Below are 16783 nucleotides of genomic sequence, written 5' to 3'. Positions count from 1 at the left end.
CTATACACATTGTGTAAGCGCTTTAAAATAAATATATATATTCTATTTTAGCTATAAGTAACGTGATTTGTCCCATATTGAAACGACACGTTTTGTTTATTTGTGGTTATTGTGTTGAATATTTCACAAATGTATTTATAATTAAAAGTGTTAAGACATGCTTTGGAGGAAATAGAACAATGAAAATTTTTGCATATGGTATTCGACAAGATGAACAAGCCGCACTACGTGAGTGGGAATCAAACCACCCAGAAGTAGAAGTAGACTTTACTGATAAGTTATTGGATCCAGAAACTGCTAAGTTAGCTAAGGGCGCAGATGCAGTTGATGTTTACCAACAATTATCATACACACCTGAAACGTTGACCGCTTTGCACGAATTAGGCATTAACAAAATGTCATTACGTAACGTTGGTACAGATAACATTGATTTTGATACAGCTCGTCGTTTCGACTTTTCAATTTCAAATGTTGCAGTTTATTCACCTAATGCAATTGCTGAGCACGCAGCTATTCAAGGGGCACGTGTGCTACGTCAGACAAAGCCATTAGATAACAAAATTGCTAACCATGATTTGCGTTGGGCACCAACAATTGGTCGTGAAGTTCGCATGCAAACATTCGGAATTATTGGTACAGGACACATTGGACGTGTGTTGATCAATATTTTGAAGGGCTTCGGTGCTAAGATCGTTGCTTATGATGTTTACCGTAACCCTGAGCTTGAAGCAGAAGGTATTTACGTTGACACATTGGATGAATTGTACGCCCAAGCTGATGTGATTTCACTTCACGTCCCAAGTTTGCCAGAAAATTACCACATGATTAATGCAGAATCAATTGCAAAGATGAAGGATGATGTTGTATTAATCAATGTTTCTCGTGGTGACTTGATGGATATTGACGCCATTGTCGATGGTTTAGATTCAGGTAAAATCTTTGGTCTTGCAATGGACGTTTACGAGAAGGAAGTTGGCTTGTTCAACAGTGACTGGTCAGACAAAGAATTCCCAGATGCTAAGATTGCAGACTTGATTGCTCGTGAGAACGTTTTGGTAACACCTCACACAGCTTTCTATACAACTAAGGCTGTTTATGAGATGGTTACGCAATCAATGGATGCCTCATTAGCCTTTATTAAGGGTGAAGAGACACCAAACGAAGTTAAGTATTAAAAGTTAATTTTTTTACAGTAATGATTGTGGGATTTTATTACTGTGAGTAGGTATGTGACATTGTCACATTAGATTAGAAAGGTAATTGAATATTATGGCTAGCGCAGTTTTTGACGGTTCTTACGAACTAAAGTTTAAAGATTTTTTCTTTAAAGTATTGTCTGGTTCTGCTCAAGGTATTTTGATTGGTGTTTTACCATCTGCTGTTTTGAAGTACGTTATTCGTCCGTTTGTACAAAGCGGCATGGGTTGGGCAGTTGATCTAAGTGCAATTTTGACGTTATTCTCGTCATTTATCCCAATGTTGATTGGTTTGGCAATTGCCATGCAATTTAACATGAAGTCTCTAGATGTTGGAGTTATGGCCATTGCGGTTGGAGTTGCCTGTGGTTCGATTAATTGGGCTTCAGTGCCAGCAGGATTTAAGAATCCAATTACTGGTGTGACAACGACCTCGCCTAGTACGGTGTACATGGCATCTGGAGCTGGAGATGTTATCAATGCCATGATTGTTGCGGCAATCGGTGTCCTTGTTATTTGGTTGATTGCTAAATATCTATGGGGATTCGGTTCATTAGCAATTATCCTAAGTCCTATCGTTGTAGGTGGGGGTGTTGGATTAATTGGTAAAGAAATCGCACCTTATGTTGGTGAAGTAACCACTTGGCTTGGAAAGATGGTGCAATTAGCAACTGATTTGCAACCATTGCCAATGACAATTATTATTGCCATGGCATTCGCCGTTATTATCGTCACACCTGTTTCAACTGTTGGTATTGCTTTGGCAATTACATTATCTGGACTGGGATCAGCAGCTGCTGGTGTTGGTATCGTTGCAACGACAGTTGTCCTATTGATTAACTCGCTTAGAGTTAACAAGGTTGGAACGACAATTGCTATCTTCTTAGGAGCTATGAAGGGAATGATGCCTTCAGTGTTTAAGAAGCCAATCATGTTATTCTCATTCATGGCTGCTGCTGCACTTTCAGCATTGCCAATTAGTTTCTTGAACGTTCAAGGAACACCAACTTCAGCCGGATTTGGTTGGATTGGATTTGTATCACCAATTCAGTCAGTTGTACGTGATGCTGCTGATAAGGTATTCCAATCAAATGTAATTGGTGTTATGCCAGCTATCTTAGTTTGGGCAATCGTACCAATTATCGCTGGAATTGTTGTTGACCTATTATTTACAAAGGTATTCAAGCTTTACAAGCCAGAAGACTTTAAGCAAGAAATTTAATATGATAAAAGACCGGAACATAATAATTGTTCCGGTCTTTTTATTATAAAGATATTGCAAGTATATGTGATCTACTAGCCTGGAAATGATGTTTAATTTGCGTGGCGCTATCTATTCTAAATACCATTGACAGCTGGCTTGTAGTCACGTTCTAAGCACTTTTAGAATCAGGATGGTATTATTTTACAATAAGGTGTGAAAAGGGCTAAAAACACAGTAAAATAAAAAAAACAGGGAATGGTCAAATCCATTCCCTGTCTTAATAATCGTTTATTTTTATCTATCCAAAAATAGATTAATAAATGAGCTTACTTAGGTGAAACAACTTGCTTACCGTTGTAAGTGCCATCAGCAGCAACGTGGTGGTTACGTACGTACACACCATTTTCGTTCATGTGAATAGCTGGCGTCTTCAATCCGCCTTGACCGCCGCGACGAGTGCGCTTTGCGTGCTTTGAAACTTTACGTGCAGGAACTGCCATAGTAATATCCTCCCTTACACCGCCGTGTTAGAAAGAAGGCAGTGTTTAATAATCTTATTTTTTCAACTGTTCTAAATTACATTATTTTTTGCTTTTTGTCAAGTTATCGCCTTTTTATAAAGAATTATTAAGGCAATAAAAGTCTGGTAATAACTTTACTTTTTATGAGGCTAGATAGATAATTAGGTATACCAAAAAACAAGGAGGCATATTTACTGAGGTTACTTTTTCAGTAGAGGATCCGTTACAGCAAAGTGATGGTCCAAGTTTGGCGGTTGTATCAGCTAGTAATTTGGGTGGATTAAACAAGTTGATAATCGGGGAATTTATCGGTAAATGTAATAATAGTCAATATGCTTGATTGTTATGACGACTATATACGTAGAGGAGAGTAAAAATGGCAATAGGAAAACAATTCAAACATATTCTTGTAGCAGTTGATGATTCAAACCTTGGACAAATGGCCTTGGTTAATGGGATTCATCAGGCAAAAGAGGACAATGCTAAGTTAACAATTATTTCTATTTTTGAAAAAGAACAGTTAAACGTTTTTGACTTCTTTTCAAAAGAACGTAGTAGTGCCGCTGAGGAGGATGTGCAACGTGCGTTAGAACGTTATCGTGAAATGGCTATTGAAAATGGTGTATCTGATGTTGATACACGTATTGCTGAAGGTGAGCCAGGAGAAGTTATTGTGAAGGATGTTATTCCAGCCGTTAAGCCAGATATGGTCGTTATTGGATCACATTCACAACAAGGGACGGAAAAGTACTTTGGTTCGCAATCAAGTTATGTCGCAAACAATGCGCCAGTAACAGTTATGATTGTTCGTTAATGATAAATACCATGAGAGTTTAGCAATTAGCGTGCTAATCTCTTTTTTTAAAAAAATTAGTCTGAAAGAATATTGCTTATTTTATAAAATAGTTTTTATAGTAGGAAAATATTCTTTTGGAGAAGAAAAATGAATTTAGTTGCGAAATATATCAACGCTTACCTATCGACGATAAAGTATTTGAATGAGATGGTTGATGAACCAGCGTCATTGTATGATTTATCATTTGAACAATATTTGATTATGCAAGGCGTGGTACAACATGATGGCCTAACATTGACAGATATTGTGGCCAAACGTCAAGTCACTCGGGCAGCCGTATCACGGCAAATTCGCATGCTATTGCGGAAAAAATATATCTGGCAGGAAGCAGATGTGACTGACCGTCGCCGGATGTTGCTGCACTTAACGAAACGTGGTCAAGAAGTAGAACGAGAGTTGACCCAACATATTGAATTGCGCTTTGATGGTTGGTTAGTTGCTTTGGGTGAAGAACGGGCAACTGAAATTCTCAAATACATGCTTAAATTTGATGATAAGGTGCTGACTGATCACTAAATTCGTGGTATCCTTGGCAAGGTGTTGCAAATGACACGACTAACAATCAGATGATTTATATTTAAAAAATATTTTTTAATATTATTGCCCTTGTATTTGTCCAAGGTATGTTGTATGATTGAATAGTTGTTTTTTGGGCATTAGCCAAGCGGTAAGGCAATGGTTTCTGGTGCCATCATGCACTGGTTCGAATCCAGTATGCCCAGTTTTACAGATGCGGAAAGCGTTAGTTATTTTGATGAGAAATAGCTAACGCTTTTTTGCATGTTATAAAAAAATTCAAATAAAATTTCACAAATTGTGTAAGCGTTATAGTGCTGAACATTATAAGCTTTGTGAAAAAATGTACTATGTTTTAAACCAGAAGCCCCGTTGCTTTTTACTACAAAATAGGGTGTGAACGCGCTACAATGTAAGCATTGACGCTTATTTGCAATATATTTTAAAGAGGTAGAGTACATGTCTGAAGAGAAGAAGACCGGTGCCGACTTAGTAGTCGACAGCCTAAACAACCATGGTGTTGATTTGGTGTTTGGAATTCCTGGTGCTAAGATTGATCGCTTATTTGAAAAGCTTGAACATCCAGCAGAAGGAACAAAAGCACCTAAGTTAATTGTTACTCGTCATGAACAGAACGCTGTGTTTATGGCCCAAGCATTCGCGCGTATCACTGGTAAAACCGGAGTTGTTGCTGTTACTTCAGGCCCAGGTGTGGGTAACTTGGCCTCAGGATTGATGACAGCAACTGCTGAAAATGATCCTGTTTTGGCAATTGGTGGTCAGGTACAACGTAAGGATTTGTATCGCTTGACACATCAAAGTACGCCATCGGCAACTTTGTTTGCGCCAATTACAAATTATTCAGTTGAAATTCAAGATCAAAATAATATTTCAGAAATTATTTCTAATGCGTTTGCAGCCGCAAATGGACCTAAACCAGGTGCTGCTTTTGTTTCATTACCACAAGATGTTGATGAAGCAGAAGTTGACATGGACGCATTACCAGTTGTTAAACCAGCTACGTATGGTGCAGCAGCTGCAGACGATATTGATTGGTTAGCTGAGCAAGTTAAAGCCGCTAAGTTACCAGTTTTGTTGGTTGGTGCTCGTGGTTCAGATGATGCAACAACAGATGCATTGCATACATTGCTAGAGCAAACAACTTTACCGGTGGTTGAAACTTATCAAGGTGCGGGAGTTATTTCACGTGAGCTAGAAGAGCAAACATTCTTTGGTCGAATTGGGTTCTTCCGTAACCAAGTTGGTGACCGTCTATTGGCACAATCTGACTTAGTGATTACAGTGGGCTACGATGCAATCGAATATGAACCACGTAATTGGAACAAGAATGCCGATTTGCGTATTGTTGCAATGGATACGCAGGCTGTTCAAATCGACAATCACTTTACGCCAGAACGTCAATTAGTTGGTACATTGGCTGATACTTTGAGCGCTTTGAAAGAGCAAATCAACGGCTATGAGTTGCCTTCCGAATCACAAGCTAAATTAGCCGCATTGAAGGCTGATTTGCATGCGGCGGCTGAGCCAACGTATACACCTGCTCAACCAGATTTGAACCACCCATTGAGTATCATTAAAGCATTACAAGCACATATGACAGATGAAATGACGTTAACATCTGATATTGGTTCTCACTACTTGTGGTTAGGTCGTCACTTTAAGTCATACGTTCCTCGTCATTTCTTGATCTCAAACGGTATGCAAACATTAGGTGTTGGTTTGCCATGGGCTATGGCAGCCGCAATGGTCCGTCCAAATGCTAAAGCCGTGTCTGTTTCAGGTGATGGTGGTTTCTTCTTCTCAGGAATGGAGTTAGCAACTGCAGTGCAATTGCACTTGAATACTGTCCACATCGTTTGGCAAGATAATTATCACTATGATATGGTTAAATTCCAAGAAGAAGTTAAGTACAACGGTGAGTCAGCCGGGGTAAAGTTCTCTGATATTGATATTGTGAAGTTTGCTGAATCAGCTGGCGCTAAGGGATTGCGTGTTGATAAGCCTGAGCAATTGAATGCTGTATTGGATGAGGCCTTTGCAACCGAGGGACCAGTTGTTGTTGAGATTCCGGTAGATTATTCACATAATTATGAATTAATGTCACAATTAATAGATGATGGTGAATAGAAAATTGTGAGGCAAAAGACGTTTTGAATCACGGTTATGCCTAATATTTATCAAATAAAAATTGACGAATTATAGGTACAAGGAGGCTGGAACATTTTCTTTTGTCTCAGCCTCTTGCGTTAAGGAAAGGGAGAGTAAATATGTCAACAGTATATCAACATAGTACATTAGCGGCTTTAATGGGCAAAGTGCTTGGCGGATCAGCTACTTTAGCTGAATTAAAAGAGCATGGTGATACAGGAATTGGTACGTTCGATGGGCTTGACGGTGAGATGATCATGGTTGATGGTGAGGTTTACTATATGGATGGTGAAGGTGTTATTCATCATGTGACCGATATGGGCAAAATGGTACCATTTGCAACCGTACATCATGCAGACGATCCTTCAGAAACAGTGAAGTTTAGTGCCGGCAATATGACGGAAATGGTTTCATTGATTGACGACCGTGAATTAGAGAACACATTTTCTGGTGTTATCTTACGCGGGAGCTTTTCATCTATGAAGGTTAGGTCTGCGCCAAAGTCTGAACGACCATATCCATCATTGTCTGAAATTACGAAAACACAACGTGAGTTTGAACAGACTGATGTTACTGGAACACTAGTTGGTTATTATTCACCAGAGTTGTATCAAGGAACTGTCGCTGCTGGTTGGCATGTACATTTCTTGAGTGATGATCGGACGTTTGGTGGACATGTCCTTGGCTTTGATGCTGATCAGCTTGAAGGGGACTTAACTATTTTCGATAATTATGAATTGCATTTGCCAATTGATAATCAAGAATTCCGTGAGCATCATGTTGATATGGACGGCCTAAAAGAAGGCGTTGCTGCAGCAGAAGGTTCACAAGACTAATCATGAATTAGCGATAATAACACCTGAGTGTGTTGTTATCGCTATTTTTTTACCACCATAGTATCATGTAGGTAAGGAAATCTTGGTATCTATTATTTGAGGGAGTGAATTATGACAAAATTAATGAAAGCGGTCGTTACGACGCTTGATGAAGACAACCCGTTGTTAGAAAAAGAAATTCCGTTGCCAAATGTTGATAGTCATGATGTGCTTGTAAAAATTACTGCATCTGGTATGAATCCTGTGGATGTTAAGCAGCTTGAATTAGCTGTGGCGGCAAAGGAAGAACGTATCCTTGGTTTTGATGGTGTTGGTGAAGTAGTTTCAATTGGTACTGATGTAAAAAAATATCAGGTTGGTGATCGCGTCTTTTTCTCTGGCGAATTAGGTCGTACAGGATCTAACGCTGAGTATGAAGCAGTCAATGAAGACTTAGTTGCTAAGGCCCCTGATAATTTATCAGATGTTGAAGCGGCAGCATTGCCGTTAACATTTTTAACAGCTTATGAGATGCTTGCTGATAAATTTGGCATTTCAATGGCCGCTGGTGCAGCGTCAGGGAAGACTTTGTTGATTATTAATGGTGCTGGTGGTGTTGGATCGATTATGATCCAATTAGCAAAATGGCTGGGTATGACAGTGATTGCCACTGCTTCGCGTGATGAAACAATTGAATGGGTCAAACAATTAGGCGCTGATTTTGTTGTTAATCACCGAGAAGATTATGTGTCTGAGGTCAAGCAGCTTGGTTTTTCTGAGATTCCTTATATTGCTGTCCTACATTCATTAGACCAACATTTTGAAGCGGTAGCAAAGTTAGTAGGAAGCTATGGTCATATCGGCGCAATCGTGCAATCAACACAACCGTTGCCAGTTGGTCTTATTAAAAACAAAGCAGCCTCATTAGATTGGGAATTTATGTTTGCAAAGACCAATGCTGGGCAGAATATTGCTAGTCAAGGAGAGGCCTTAGCGTTACTTACAGAATTAGTGAGTGCAGGGGATGTGCAATCAACGATTACACAAACCGTTGATGGTTTCTCGGCCGCCGCGGTATTGGAGGCGCAACAAAAAGTTTCTGTTGGTGACATGTTAGGAAAACTAGTAATTAAATATTAATTAATGAATAAAAGAATGATAGAGAATGGATTTTTATGTAAACTAAAATTCATTCTTTTTTTGTCTAAAAAAGCACGAAATAATATTTGCACTCTCGATGGTAGAGTGCTAATATAGATAATGTAAGCAAGGTCAATAAAGGTCAGAGAAGACTGGATATTGAATCTACTGGGAATAATGAATATAAAAAAGAATGTAAGGAGGCCGTATTATGGCACAAGATCCATTTGGTTTTTCAAGTTTTGATGATATCTTTCGTATGATGAATAATGAAGCTGCAAGGACACAACAAGCACAGCGTTCACAACAAGGACCACGTACGCGGATGGGCCAAGGTGGCGGGAATGATAATAGTGGTCAAGGAAATGGTTTACTTGATCAATATGGTATTAACCTGACGGAAATGGCACGCAAGGGTAAGTTTGATCCAGTGATTGGACGAGACGATGAAATCGCACGTGTTATTGAAGTGCTTAACCGTCGTACGAAGAATAATCCAGTGTTGATTGGTGAGGCCGGTGTTGGAAAAACAGCCGTTGTCGAAGGATTAGCGCAAGCAATTGTCAACGCGAAAGTACCTGGAAAGTTACAAGGTAAGGAAGTTATTCGTCTAGATGTTGTTTCTCTTGTCCAAGGGACAGGTGTCCGTGGTCAATTTGAAGAGCGTATGCAGAAATTGATGGACGAAGTTTCAAAGCGGGACGACGTTATCCTGTTTATTGATGAAATTCATGAAATTATGGGAGCCGGAACTGCTGGCGAAGGTTCAATGGATGCCGGTAACATTTTGAAGCCTGCCCTAGCGCGTGGTGAGTTTCAGTTAATTGGAGCAACAACGCTTAATGAATATCGTAAGATTGAAAAGGATGCAGCAATTGCCCGTCGTTTCCAAACAGTGCAGGTTAACGAGCCATCAACTGAAGAAGCACTACAAATTATTCAGGGAATTCGTTCACGATATGAAGATTATCATAAGGTCAAGTATGCCGATGAAGCTTTGGAGGCTGCCGTAAATCTTTCAAATCGATACATTTCGGATCGCTTTTTACCTGATAAGGCAATTGATTTAATTGATGAAGCCGGTTCAAAAAAGAACTTGTCAGTAAAAATTGCTGACCCAAAGGAACTGGAAAATAAGATTCACTCAACGGAAGCACAAAAACAATCGGCGATCGAGCAAGAGGATTATGAAAAGGCTAGCAAGCTACGTGACCAGGTTAATAATCTAGAACTACAATTACAGGCTGTTAAACAACAAGCACCTCAGAATGAAGCGGCGCAAACTGTTACAGTTGAAGACATCCAAAAGATTGTTGAAGAAAAGACTGGTATTCCAGTTGGAGAATTAGCTGAGTCAGAGCAAACGCAATTACGCAATTTAGGTGACAATTTGGCTGAACATGTTATTGGTCAAGATGAAGCTACGGAAAAGATTGCCCGAGCAATTCGTCGTAACCGAGTTGGTTTTAATAAAACGGGACGTCCAATTGGAAGTTTCTTATTTGTAGGACCAACTGGTGTTGGTAAGACGGAGACCGCTAAGCAATTAGCTAAAGAATTATTTGGTACAACCGATAGCATGGTACGTTTCGATATGTCTGAATACATGGAGAAGCATTCGGTTTCAAAGTTGATTGGTGCCCCAGCAGGTTATGTTGGTTATGAAGAAGCTGGTCAATTAACCGAAGCAGTTCGTCGTCGCCCATATTCGCTAATTTTGCTAGATGAGGTTGAAAAGGCCCATCCAGATGTTATGAATATGTTCCTGCAGATTCTTGACGATGGGCGTTTAACCGATGCGCAAGGTCACATTGTTTCATTTAAGGATACAATTATTATTATGACCTCAAATGCGGGTACTGGTGTCAAGGATACGAAGGTTGGTTTTGACCCAGAGCATGAACGTGGTACCTCACGATTACTAGAGCGTTTGGCCCCATATTTCAAACCTGAATTTTTGAATCGTTTTGATGGTATCGTTGAATTCAATGCATTATCTAAGGATAACTTGTTAAAGATCGTTGACTTAATGATTGCTGATATGAATGTCGCCATTGCAGAAAAAGACCTACATCTTACTGTTACTGATGATGTCAAGCAGAAGATTGTTGACCTGGGTTATAATCCAGAAATGGGGGCACGACCATTGCGTCGAGTTATCCAAGAGCGACTCGAAGATCAAATTGCAGACTTTTATCTTGATAATCCGGACGTTAAACAGTTGACCACTAAGTTAGTAGATGACGATATTGTGATCGAAGAAATGAAGAGTACTGTACAAAATTCATAATAAGTTTAAAAAAATATAAATATCAGCGAGACAGCAACTACAATTGCTGTCTTTTTTTGTACAATAATCAGGTCGTTGAATTTTTCAATTAAGCAAAATGTGGATAAAATAAAGCAAAAATTAAGTTTTTTGTGCTGTGTAACATAAATGAAACATTAAATGAAACTCTTTGAAAAGTCTCTAACGTACAATAGTGCTTGTAGTAAAAATAAAGAAAATCTTAAGAAATGTTCTGGTGGGCAATTTCTAATTTATATAAACAATAAGTTCGAAGGGGTACTTAATATGCACGCATCTGTAAAAAATACGCTATTAGCAACTGCCGGAGCAGCAGCTGCCTTGGCTGGAAGCTCAGTCGTAGCTTCTGCCGATTCTGTTACTGTTAAATCTGGAGATACATTGTATGCTATCGCAGCAGCTCATCATGTATCTGTTGACGAATTAGTTTCAGCAAACAAAATTGCCGACGCTAATATGATTATTACTGGTGACAAGGTTGAATTACCAGGTTCATCATCAACATCAGCAGAATCAACAGCATCTTCAGCAGCACCAAAAAAGCAAGCTGCAAAGGGATCATCATACACTGTAAAGTCTGGTGATACTTTATGGGCAATCGCTAATGCTAATGGTATGACTTTGTCAGAATTGTTGTCAGCTAACGAAGGTTTGCAAGCTTCATCAACTATCTTTGTTGGTGATTCACTTAACCTTACAGCTTCAGCAACTAAGGCAACTGGTAGTGCCCCAGCTGCAAGTTCAGCTGCAGCAAAGCCAGCCGCAACGTCAACTGCTAACGCTTCACAAGCAACAGCAAGTTCAGCAGCTGCACAATCAGTTGCAACATCAACTGCTAATGCCTCAGAAGCTGCAGCAAAGTCAGCAGCCGCACAATCAGCTGCAACATCAACTGCTAATGCCTCAGAAGCTGCAGCAAAGTCAGCAGCCGCACAATCAGCTGCAACATCAACTGCTAACGCTTCAGAAGCTGCAGCAAAGTCAGCAGCCGCACAATCAGCTGCAACATCAGCTGCTAATGCTTCAGAAGCTGCAGCAAAGTCAGCAGCCGCACAATCAGCTGCAACATCAACTGCTAACGCTTCAGAAGTTGTAGCAAAGTCAGCAGCCGCACAATCAGCTGCAACATCAGCTGCTAATGCTTCAGAAGCTGCAGCAAAGTCAGCAGCCGCACAATCAGCTGCAACATCAACTGCTAACGCTTCAGAAGCTGTAGCAAAGTCAGCAGCCGCACAATCAGCTGCAACATCAACTGCTAACGCTTCAGAAGCTGTAGCAAAGTCAGCAGCCGCACAATCAGCTGCAACATCAGCTGCTAATGCTTCAGAAGCTGCAGCAAAGTCAGCAGCCGCACAATCAGCTGCTAACGCTTCAGAAGCTGCAGCAAAGTCAGCAGCCGCACAATCAGCTGCAACGTCAGCTGCTAATGCCTCAGAAGCCGCAGCAAGCTCAGCAGCACAAGCATCACAAGCTGCTGCAAGCTCAGCTGCAGCAGCAAGTTCAGCAGCCGCACAATCAGCTGCGCAAGCATCACAAGCAACTGCTCAGCCACAAAAGCTTGCCACAACAGCTTCTACAGCAAACAAGTCAGTTGTTTCAGCAGATACTGCCGGCAACACATACCCTTCAGGACAATGCACATGGTTTGTTAAGGGTGATTTGAGCTGGGTTGGTAATCACTGGGGTAACGCTTCAGCATGGGGCGCATCAGCCACTGCTGCAGGTCACACTGTAAATTCTTCAGCATCTGTTGGAGCTGTTGCATTATTTGCACCAGGTGTTGGTGGAGCTAGCTCATACGGTCACGTTGCTGTTGTTGATTCTGTAAACCCTGATGGTACAATTACTATCTCAGAAGCAAACTATGCAGGGAAAGCATTCAACGAGCGTACTATTTCAACTTCTGGTGTACAATTTATTCACCAATAAAACGCAATTATTTGAAGGACTCGCTAGCGGGTCTTTTTTTGTATAATAAAAGGAGTGATTGACGGATGCCATTTAAGATTGAACCGGGGCGTGTTGTGCATTTCAATGATTTCGATCAAGCAGATGCAGAAATTTTATTTGAACCGCCACTTGCGGAAAAACCAGTACAAATTACCGCATCAAATTTTGCTCGTAAAACAACCGGGGCACGTATTCAAAGAACGATGTTACAAATGCTAATGGAAGATATTTGTGAGCGTTTAACAGTAGTTTTAGATGATGTCGTGGGTGTACCTTATTTAAAGGATGGTCAAAGCATAGAAACCGGTTTTGATACGGGTGGCTTGATTCAGTATATGTTCAACAAAATTGCTGGTGTTGGTTTTCCACATGAAATTAGTGAGCAAATGAAAACTGTCACGCAATTCGATGTTTCAGAAACCATTCCGGGTGATTTATTGGTCTGGGGAAGTGCACTATTACCAACGACCGCTGGTATTTATATTGGTGGCGGCAGATATGTCACGGTTGATGTATTTACAGAAAAAGTGACCGTTAAGACTATTTCACAAAAATGGTTGCCAGACTTTGTGGGTGCCATCAGGTAGTTTAAACAACAATGGTGTTGTAATTTAGTTATAATAGAGTCAGGAGGTTTCAATATGGAATTTACTTATGAACCCGGACGCTTATTTCATGAAACAGGTGGTATTGTAGATGCAGAAATATTGTTCCCCGAAATTCTAGGAGGTGCGGTCTGGTCAATTGATCATACGTATGTCGATCCAGAGTTACGTGGACAAGGTATTGCTGGACAACTGTTAGCAGAGGTCGTTGCGCGTGCTGAGAAAGCAGGTGTACAACTAAAGCCAGTCTGTACTTATGCGCGACAAGCATTTTTCAGAAACCCAGAATATAAAAAAATAGCTTATAAAGATTAAATTTGTTTTGAAAGCACCCGTTATTTTGACGAGTGCTTTTTAATTTCCTTAAAATTAAGTTATACTTAGTTTTGAGAATTTATTTGAGAGGGATTGAAATGAAACGAGGATTTGCTGTTGTTAAGAAGTATGCAAACGCCAATTTAAGTTTGCCAAGTCGAAGTACAGAACACGCTGCTGGCTATGATTTCCAGGCAGCTGAGGATTTTACGTTGCCATCTATTTGGCGCTTGCCATTTTTGAAAGTTTTATGGCAAATCAGACATAATGATGTCATAGCAACTACCGATGATGAACAAGCATCAAAAATAATCAAGCCATTGTTGATACCAACCGGTATTAAAGCCTATATGGGTGATGACGAATATTTGATGATTGCTAATCGTTCGTCAAATCCATTAAAGCGCCATTTGATTTTGCCGAATGGTGTAGGGATTATTGATGCTGATTACGTTGATAATCCTAAAAATGAAGGTGAGATTTTTATCCAAATGATCAACTTGGGACTTCATGATATGACGATTAAAAAGGGTGAACGGATTGGCCAGGGGATTTTTATGCCTTTCCTAGTAACTGATGATGATCAGAAACAAATAAAAAAAACACGTCAGGGTGGTTTCGGTAGCTCTGGGATTAAATAGAGGAGGTGAATTATGGCAAAAACGAAAACCCAATTCGTTTGCTCAAATTGTGGTTTTGTCTCGCAACGTTATATGGGACGGTGTGCCAATTGTGGTGCTTGGGGAACATTTGTTGAAGAGGTCATGCAACCAGAAAAGGTTGACCGCAAGTCACGTGTTAATTTAGCTGGCCAAGTGGCGAAGGTTGAACGCTTAGATGAAGTCAACATTGAAGAGACACCACGCATTAAAACAGACAATGAGGAGTTTAATCGCGTCCTTGGTGGTGGAATCGTACCGGGTTCCATGGTATTGATAGGTGGTGACCCAGGAATTGGTAAATCTACTTTATTGCTACAAATTTCGGGACAGTTAGCCAATCTAGGTAAGAAAATTTTGTATATTGCTGGTGAGGAAAGCGCATCGCAAATAAAATTACGTGCCGAAAGATTAGGGGTACGTGGCGATTCAGACTTTTTGCTATTTCCAGAAACGGATATGAAGCAAATTAGACAAGCCATCGATGAGGCGCAACCAGAATTTGTTGTGATCGATTCCATCCAAACAATGCAGGAACCTGACATTAGTTCATCAGTTGGTTCGGTTTCACAAATTCGCGAAACTACCGCAGAGCTATTGCAGATTGCTAAAACCAATAATATTACAATTTTCATTGTTGGACATGTTACTAAAGAAGGGGCCATTGCTGGTCCTAAAATTCTTGAGCATATGGTTGATACCGTTTTGTATTTTGAAGGGGATAACCAGCGGAGCTTCAGATTACTCCGCGCTGTAAAGAATCGTTTTGGTTCAACAAATGAATTGGGCGTTTTTGATATGCAACATGGTGGGTTAGTTGAAGTTGCGAACCCGTCAGATTTATTTTTAGAAGAGCGATTAGCTGACGCAAGTGGTTCAGCTGTAGTTGTTGCCATGGAAGGAACACGACCTATTTTAGTTGAGGTGCAGGCGTTAGTGACGCCGACTGTATTTGGTAATGCTCAGCGGACGGCTTCCGGTATTGACCGAAATCGAGTGTCATTGTTAATGGCAGTACTAGAAAAACGAGCTAATTTGCTCCTACAAAATCAAGATGCGTACGTACGTGCTGCTGGGGGTGTCCGACTTGATGAGCCAGCAATTGACTTAGCAGTCGCGATTGCGATTGCATCAAGTTATAATGATATACAAACACGATCAACAGATGCTTTTATTGGTGAAATTGGGTTAACGGGTGAAATCAGACGCGTCCCTAACGTTGTTGAACGAGTTAACGAAGCTAAAAAACTTGGTTTCAAACGCGTCTTTGTCCCTAAACATGTTGCAGAACAATTAGCGGACATTGAGGGAATTCAAATTATCGCCACTAAGACTTTGTCGGGGGCATTAAAAACCGCATTAGAATAATGCAGAAAGGAGAACTAAATGTTACGAAAGCGAATTATTCAAGGTGTTTTCTTACTTGCTGGTGGGGCAATCGCAATCACATTATTGCCAGTAATCTGGGATATTTTTAATTTAGCGGAACAGGTATGGATTAATAATGTTATTGTCAATTTTATTCTAGGTGCTATTATTTTTTATTTATTAAGTTTGCCACTATGGCGACCAATTGATCAGATGATTCACCGCATTGAAAATTATTTAAACAAGCAATCACCATTGCTATTATTAATTGGCTCATTGACAACTTTGATTGGGTTAGTCATTGCAGTTGTGATTACAGTTCCTCTACAACATATGGATAACTTTTTCCTAAATGGTGTGGTGCCAGTTATTGTTATGGCATTGTTAGGCTATTTCGGATTCCGATTGGGAACGACCAGAATTGACGAGTGGCGTAAGCTATTACCAACACTGACCGGACGTATGAAAAAAGTTCGTCCAGATGAAGCTGGTCACGGCGATGTTTTAACGGACGCTGAGACTAATTATCACCATTATAAAATTTTAGATACGAATATTTTGATCGATGGTCGTATTCTTGATCTTGTTAAAACCGGATTTGTTGAGGGGACTTTGTTAGTGCCTAATTTCGTGCTTTACGAATTACAATATATTGCCGATGCCGGAGAATCGTTGAAACGTGTCCGTGGTCGGCGTGGACTCGATGTCTTAAATGAACTTCGTGAAAGCAATTATGTACCGGTTGAAATGTGGGAAGGTGATTACGAGGATATTTCCGAGGTCGACGAAAAGCTGATTCGATTGGCAGAAGATATCAATGGTATTTTGGTAACAAACGACTATAACTTGAATAAGGTCACTAAGTTTCAAAATGTGCAAGTTTTGAATATTAATGAACTGGCGGGTGCATTACGACCACGCGTTGCAGTTGGTGATAACTTATCTGTGTTATTGGTCAAGAAAGGTACCGAACGTCAACAAGCTGTTGGTTACTTGGATGATGGTACAATGGTCGTAGCCGAAGAGGGACGTAAGTATCTACAACAAACAGTTACTATTGAAGTCACATCGGCTTTGCAGACTGATGCTGGTCGGATGATTTTTGGGACGGTTATCGAAAAATAACCGACGATTTTCAAAAATTAGTCATTTATTACGTAG

The 16783-nt window shown here is 40.2% G+C and carries 15 protein-coding genes and 1 tRNA gene; 15 read left to right on the top strand and 1 reads right to left on the bottom strand.

Annotated elements, in window-relative coordinates:
* Positions 1-179 precede the first annotated feature (179 nt).
* A complete protein-coding gene (locus FOL01_RS08430) occupies positions 180-1175 on the top strand; it encodes a D-2-hydroxyacid dehydrogenase (RefSeq protein WP_075270206.1) in 996 nt (331 codons plus the stop codon).
* Positions 1176-1269: 94 nt separating this feature from the next.
* On the top strand, positions 1270-2418 hold the full coding sequence (locus FOL01_RS08425; protein ID WP_075270205.1) for a PTS sugar transporter subunit IIC: 1149 nt from the start codon (positions 1270-1272) through the stop codon (positions 2416-2418).
* A gap of 308 nt (positions 2419-2726) precedes the next feature.
* On the opposite strand, the gene rpmF is transcribed toward FOL01_RS08425, so the two are convergent.
* Complete coding sequence (gene rpmF / locus FOL01_RS08420) at positions 2727-2900, bottom strand: 50S ribosomal protein L32 (protein ID WP_002827844.1); 174 nt, start codon at positions 2898-2900, stop codon at positions 2727-2729.
* 397 nt (positions 2901-3297) lie between these two features.
* Here rpmF and FOL01_RS08415 point away from each other — a divergent pair, with 397 nt between their 5' ends.
* The 13 genes from FOL01_RS08415 to FOL01_RS08345 all read left to right on the top strand — a co-directional run bounded on the left by FOL01_RS08415 (position 3298) and on the right by FOL01_RS08345 (position 16747).
* Positions 3298-3735, top strand: a complete 438-nt coding sequence (locus FOL01_RS08415; RefSeq protein ID WP_075270204.1) for a universal stress protein — start codon at positions 3298-3300, stop codon at positions 3733-3735.
* 129 nt (positions 3736-3864) lie between these two features.
* Positions 3865-4293: a MarR family winged helix-turn-helix transcriptional regulator gene (locus FOL01_RS08410; RefSeq protein ID WP_075270203.1), complete on the top strand. Its 429-nt coding sequence runs from the start codon at positions 3865-3867 to the stop codon at positions 4291-4293.
* Between the two features lie 134 nt (positions 4294-4427).
* Positions 4428-4499, top strand: a tRNA-Gln gene (locus FOL01_RS08405).
* Between the two features lie 253 nt (positions 4500-4752).
* Positions 4753-6441: an acetolactate synthase AlsS gene (gene alsS, locus FOL01_RS08400; RefSeq protein ID WP_075270202.1), complete on the top strand. Its 1689-nt coding sequence runs from the start codon at positions 4753-4755 to the stop codon at positions 6439-6441.
* A gap of 140 nt (positions 6442-6581) precedes the next feature.
* Positions 6582-7298 (top strand): acetolactate decarboxylase, encoded by a 717-nt coding sequence (gene budA / locus FOL01_RS08395; protein WP_075270201.1) that lies wholly within the window; start codon positions 6582-6584, stop codon positions 7296-7298.
* Positions 7299-7409: 111 nt separating this feature from the next.
* Positions 7410-8417: a zinc-binding alcohol dehydrogenase family protein gene (locus tag FOL01_RS08390; RefSeq protein WP_083603474.1), complete on the top strand. Its 1008-nt coding sequence runs from the start codon at positions 7410-7412 to the stop codon at positions 8415-8417.
* Positions 8418-8628: 211 nt separating this feature from the next.
* Complete coding sequence (locus FOL01_RS08385) at positions 8629-10707, top strand: ATP-dependent Clp protease ATP-binding subunit (RefSeq protein ID WP_075270200.1); 2079 nt, start codon at positions 8629-8631, stop codon at positions 10705-10707.
* A gap of 285 nt (positions 10708-10992) precedes the next feature.
* A complete protein-coding gene (locus FOL01_RS10905) occupies positions 10993-12654 on the top strand; it encodes a LysM peptidoglycan-binding domain-containing protein (RefSeq protein WP_169823045.1) in 1662 nt (553 codons plus the stop codon).
* A gap of 65 nt (positions 12655-12719) precedes the next feature.
* Positions 12720-13262, top strand: a complete 543-nt coding sequence (locus tag FOL01_RS08365) for an NlpC/P60 family protein (protein WP_075270199.1) — start codon at positions 12720-12722, stop codon at positions 13260-13262.
* Positions 13263-13316: 54 nt separating this feature from the next.
* On the top strand, positions 13317-13595 hold the full coding sequence (locus FOL01_RS08360; RefSeq protein ID WP_075270198.1) for a GNAT family N-acetyltransferase: 279 nt from the start codon (positions 13317-13319) through the stop codon (positions 13593-13595).
* A 98-nt stretch (positions 13596-13693) separates the two neighbouring features.
* Positions 13694-14236 (top strand): dCTP deaminase/dUTPase family protein, encoded by a 543-nt coding sequence (locus FOL01_RS08355; RefSeq protein ID WP_075270197.1) that lies wholly within the window; start codon positions 13694-13696, stop codon positions 14234-14236.
* A gap of 12 nt (positions 14237-14248) precedes the next feature.
* Positions 14249-15622, top strand: a complete 1374-nt coding sequence (gene radA / locus FOL01_RS08350; protein ID WP_075270196.1) for a DNA repair protein RadA — start codon at positions 14249-14251, stop codon at positions 15620-15622.
* 18 nt (positions 15623-15640) lie between these two features.
* The gene (locus FOL01_RS08345) at positions 15641-16747 is read left to right on the top strand and encodes a PIN/TRAM domain-containing protein (RefSeq protein ID WP_075270195.1); all 1107 of its coding nucleotides are present in this window, start codon (positions 15641-15643) and stop codon (positions 16745-16747) included.
* The last annotated feature ends 36 nt before the right edge of the window (positions 16748-16783 follow it).

The sequence above is a fragment of the Weissella thailandensis genome, assembly GCF_001932615.1.
GTDB lineage: Bacteria > Bacillota > Bacilli > Lactobacillales > Lactobacillaceae > Weissella > Weissella thailandensis.
Note: the sequence above shows the minus strand (reverse complement) of the source record. Positions and strands in the feature narration are given on the sequence as shown.

Bases quoted from the DNA above. Each gene is read 5' to 3' on its own strand.
- FOL01_RS08415 (WP_075270204.1), top strand. From the start codon at position 3,298: ATGGCAATAGGAAAACAATTCAAACATATTCTTGTAGCAGTTGATGAT.
- FOL01_RS08410 (WP_075270203.1), top strand. From the start codon at position 3,865: ATGAATTTAGTTGCGAAATATATCAACGCTTACCTATCGACGATAAAG.
- FOL01_RS08360 (WP_075270198.1), top strand. From the start codon at position 13,317: ATGGAATTTACTTATGAACCCGGACGCTTATTTCATGAAACAGGTGGT.
- alsS (WP_075270202.1), top strand. From the start codon at position 4,753: ATGTCTGAAGAGAAGAAGACCGGTGCCGACTTAGTAGTCGACAGCCTA.
- FOL01_RS08365 (WP_075270199.1), top strand. From the start codon at position 12,720: ATGCCATTTAAGATTGAACCGGGGCGTGTTGTGCATTTCAATGATTTC.
- FOL01_RS08355 (WP_075270197.1), top strand. From the start codon at position 13,694: ATGAAACGAGGATTTGCTGTTGTTAAGAAGTATGCAAACGCCAATTTA.
- radA (WP_075270196.1), top strand. From the start codon at position 14,249: ATGGCAAAAACGAAAACCCAATTCGTTTGCTCAAATTGTGGTTTTGTC.
- FOL01_RS08385 (WP_075270200.1), top strand. From the start codon at position 8,629: ATGGCACAAGATCCATTTGGTTTTTCAAGTTTTGATGATATCTTTCGT.
- FOL01_RS08430 (WP_075270206.1), top strand. From the start codon at position 180: ATGAAAATTTTTGCATATGGTATTCGACAAGATGAACAAGCCGCACTA.
- FOL01_RS08425 (WP_075270205.1), top strand. From the start codon at position 1,270: ATGGCTAGCGCAGTTTTTGACGGTTCTTACGAACTAAAGTTTAAAGAT.
- FOL01_RS10905 (WP_169823045.1), top strand. From the start codon at position 10,993: ATGCACGCATCTGTAAAAAATACGCTATTAGCAACTGCCGGAGCAGCA.
- rpmF (WP_002827844.1), bottom strand. From the start codon at position 2,900: ATGGCAGTTCCTGCACGTAAAGTTTCAAAGCACGCAAAGCGCACTCGT.
- FOL01_RS08345 (WP_075270195.1), top strand. From the start codon at position 15,641: ATGTTACGAAAGCGAATTATTCAAGGTGTTTTCTTACTTGCTGGTGGG.
- FOL01_RS08390 (WP_083603474.1), top strand. From the start codon at position 7,410: ATGACAAAATTAATGAAAGCGGTCGTTACGACGCTTGATGAAGACAAC.
- budA (WP_075270201.1), top strand. From the start codon at position 6,582: ATGTCAACAGTATATCAACATAGTACATTAGCGGCTTTAATGGGCAAA.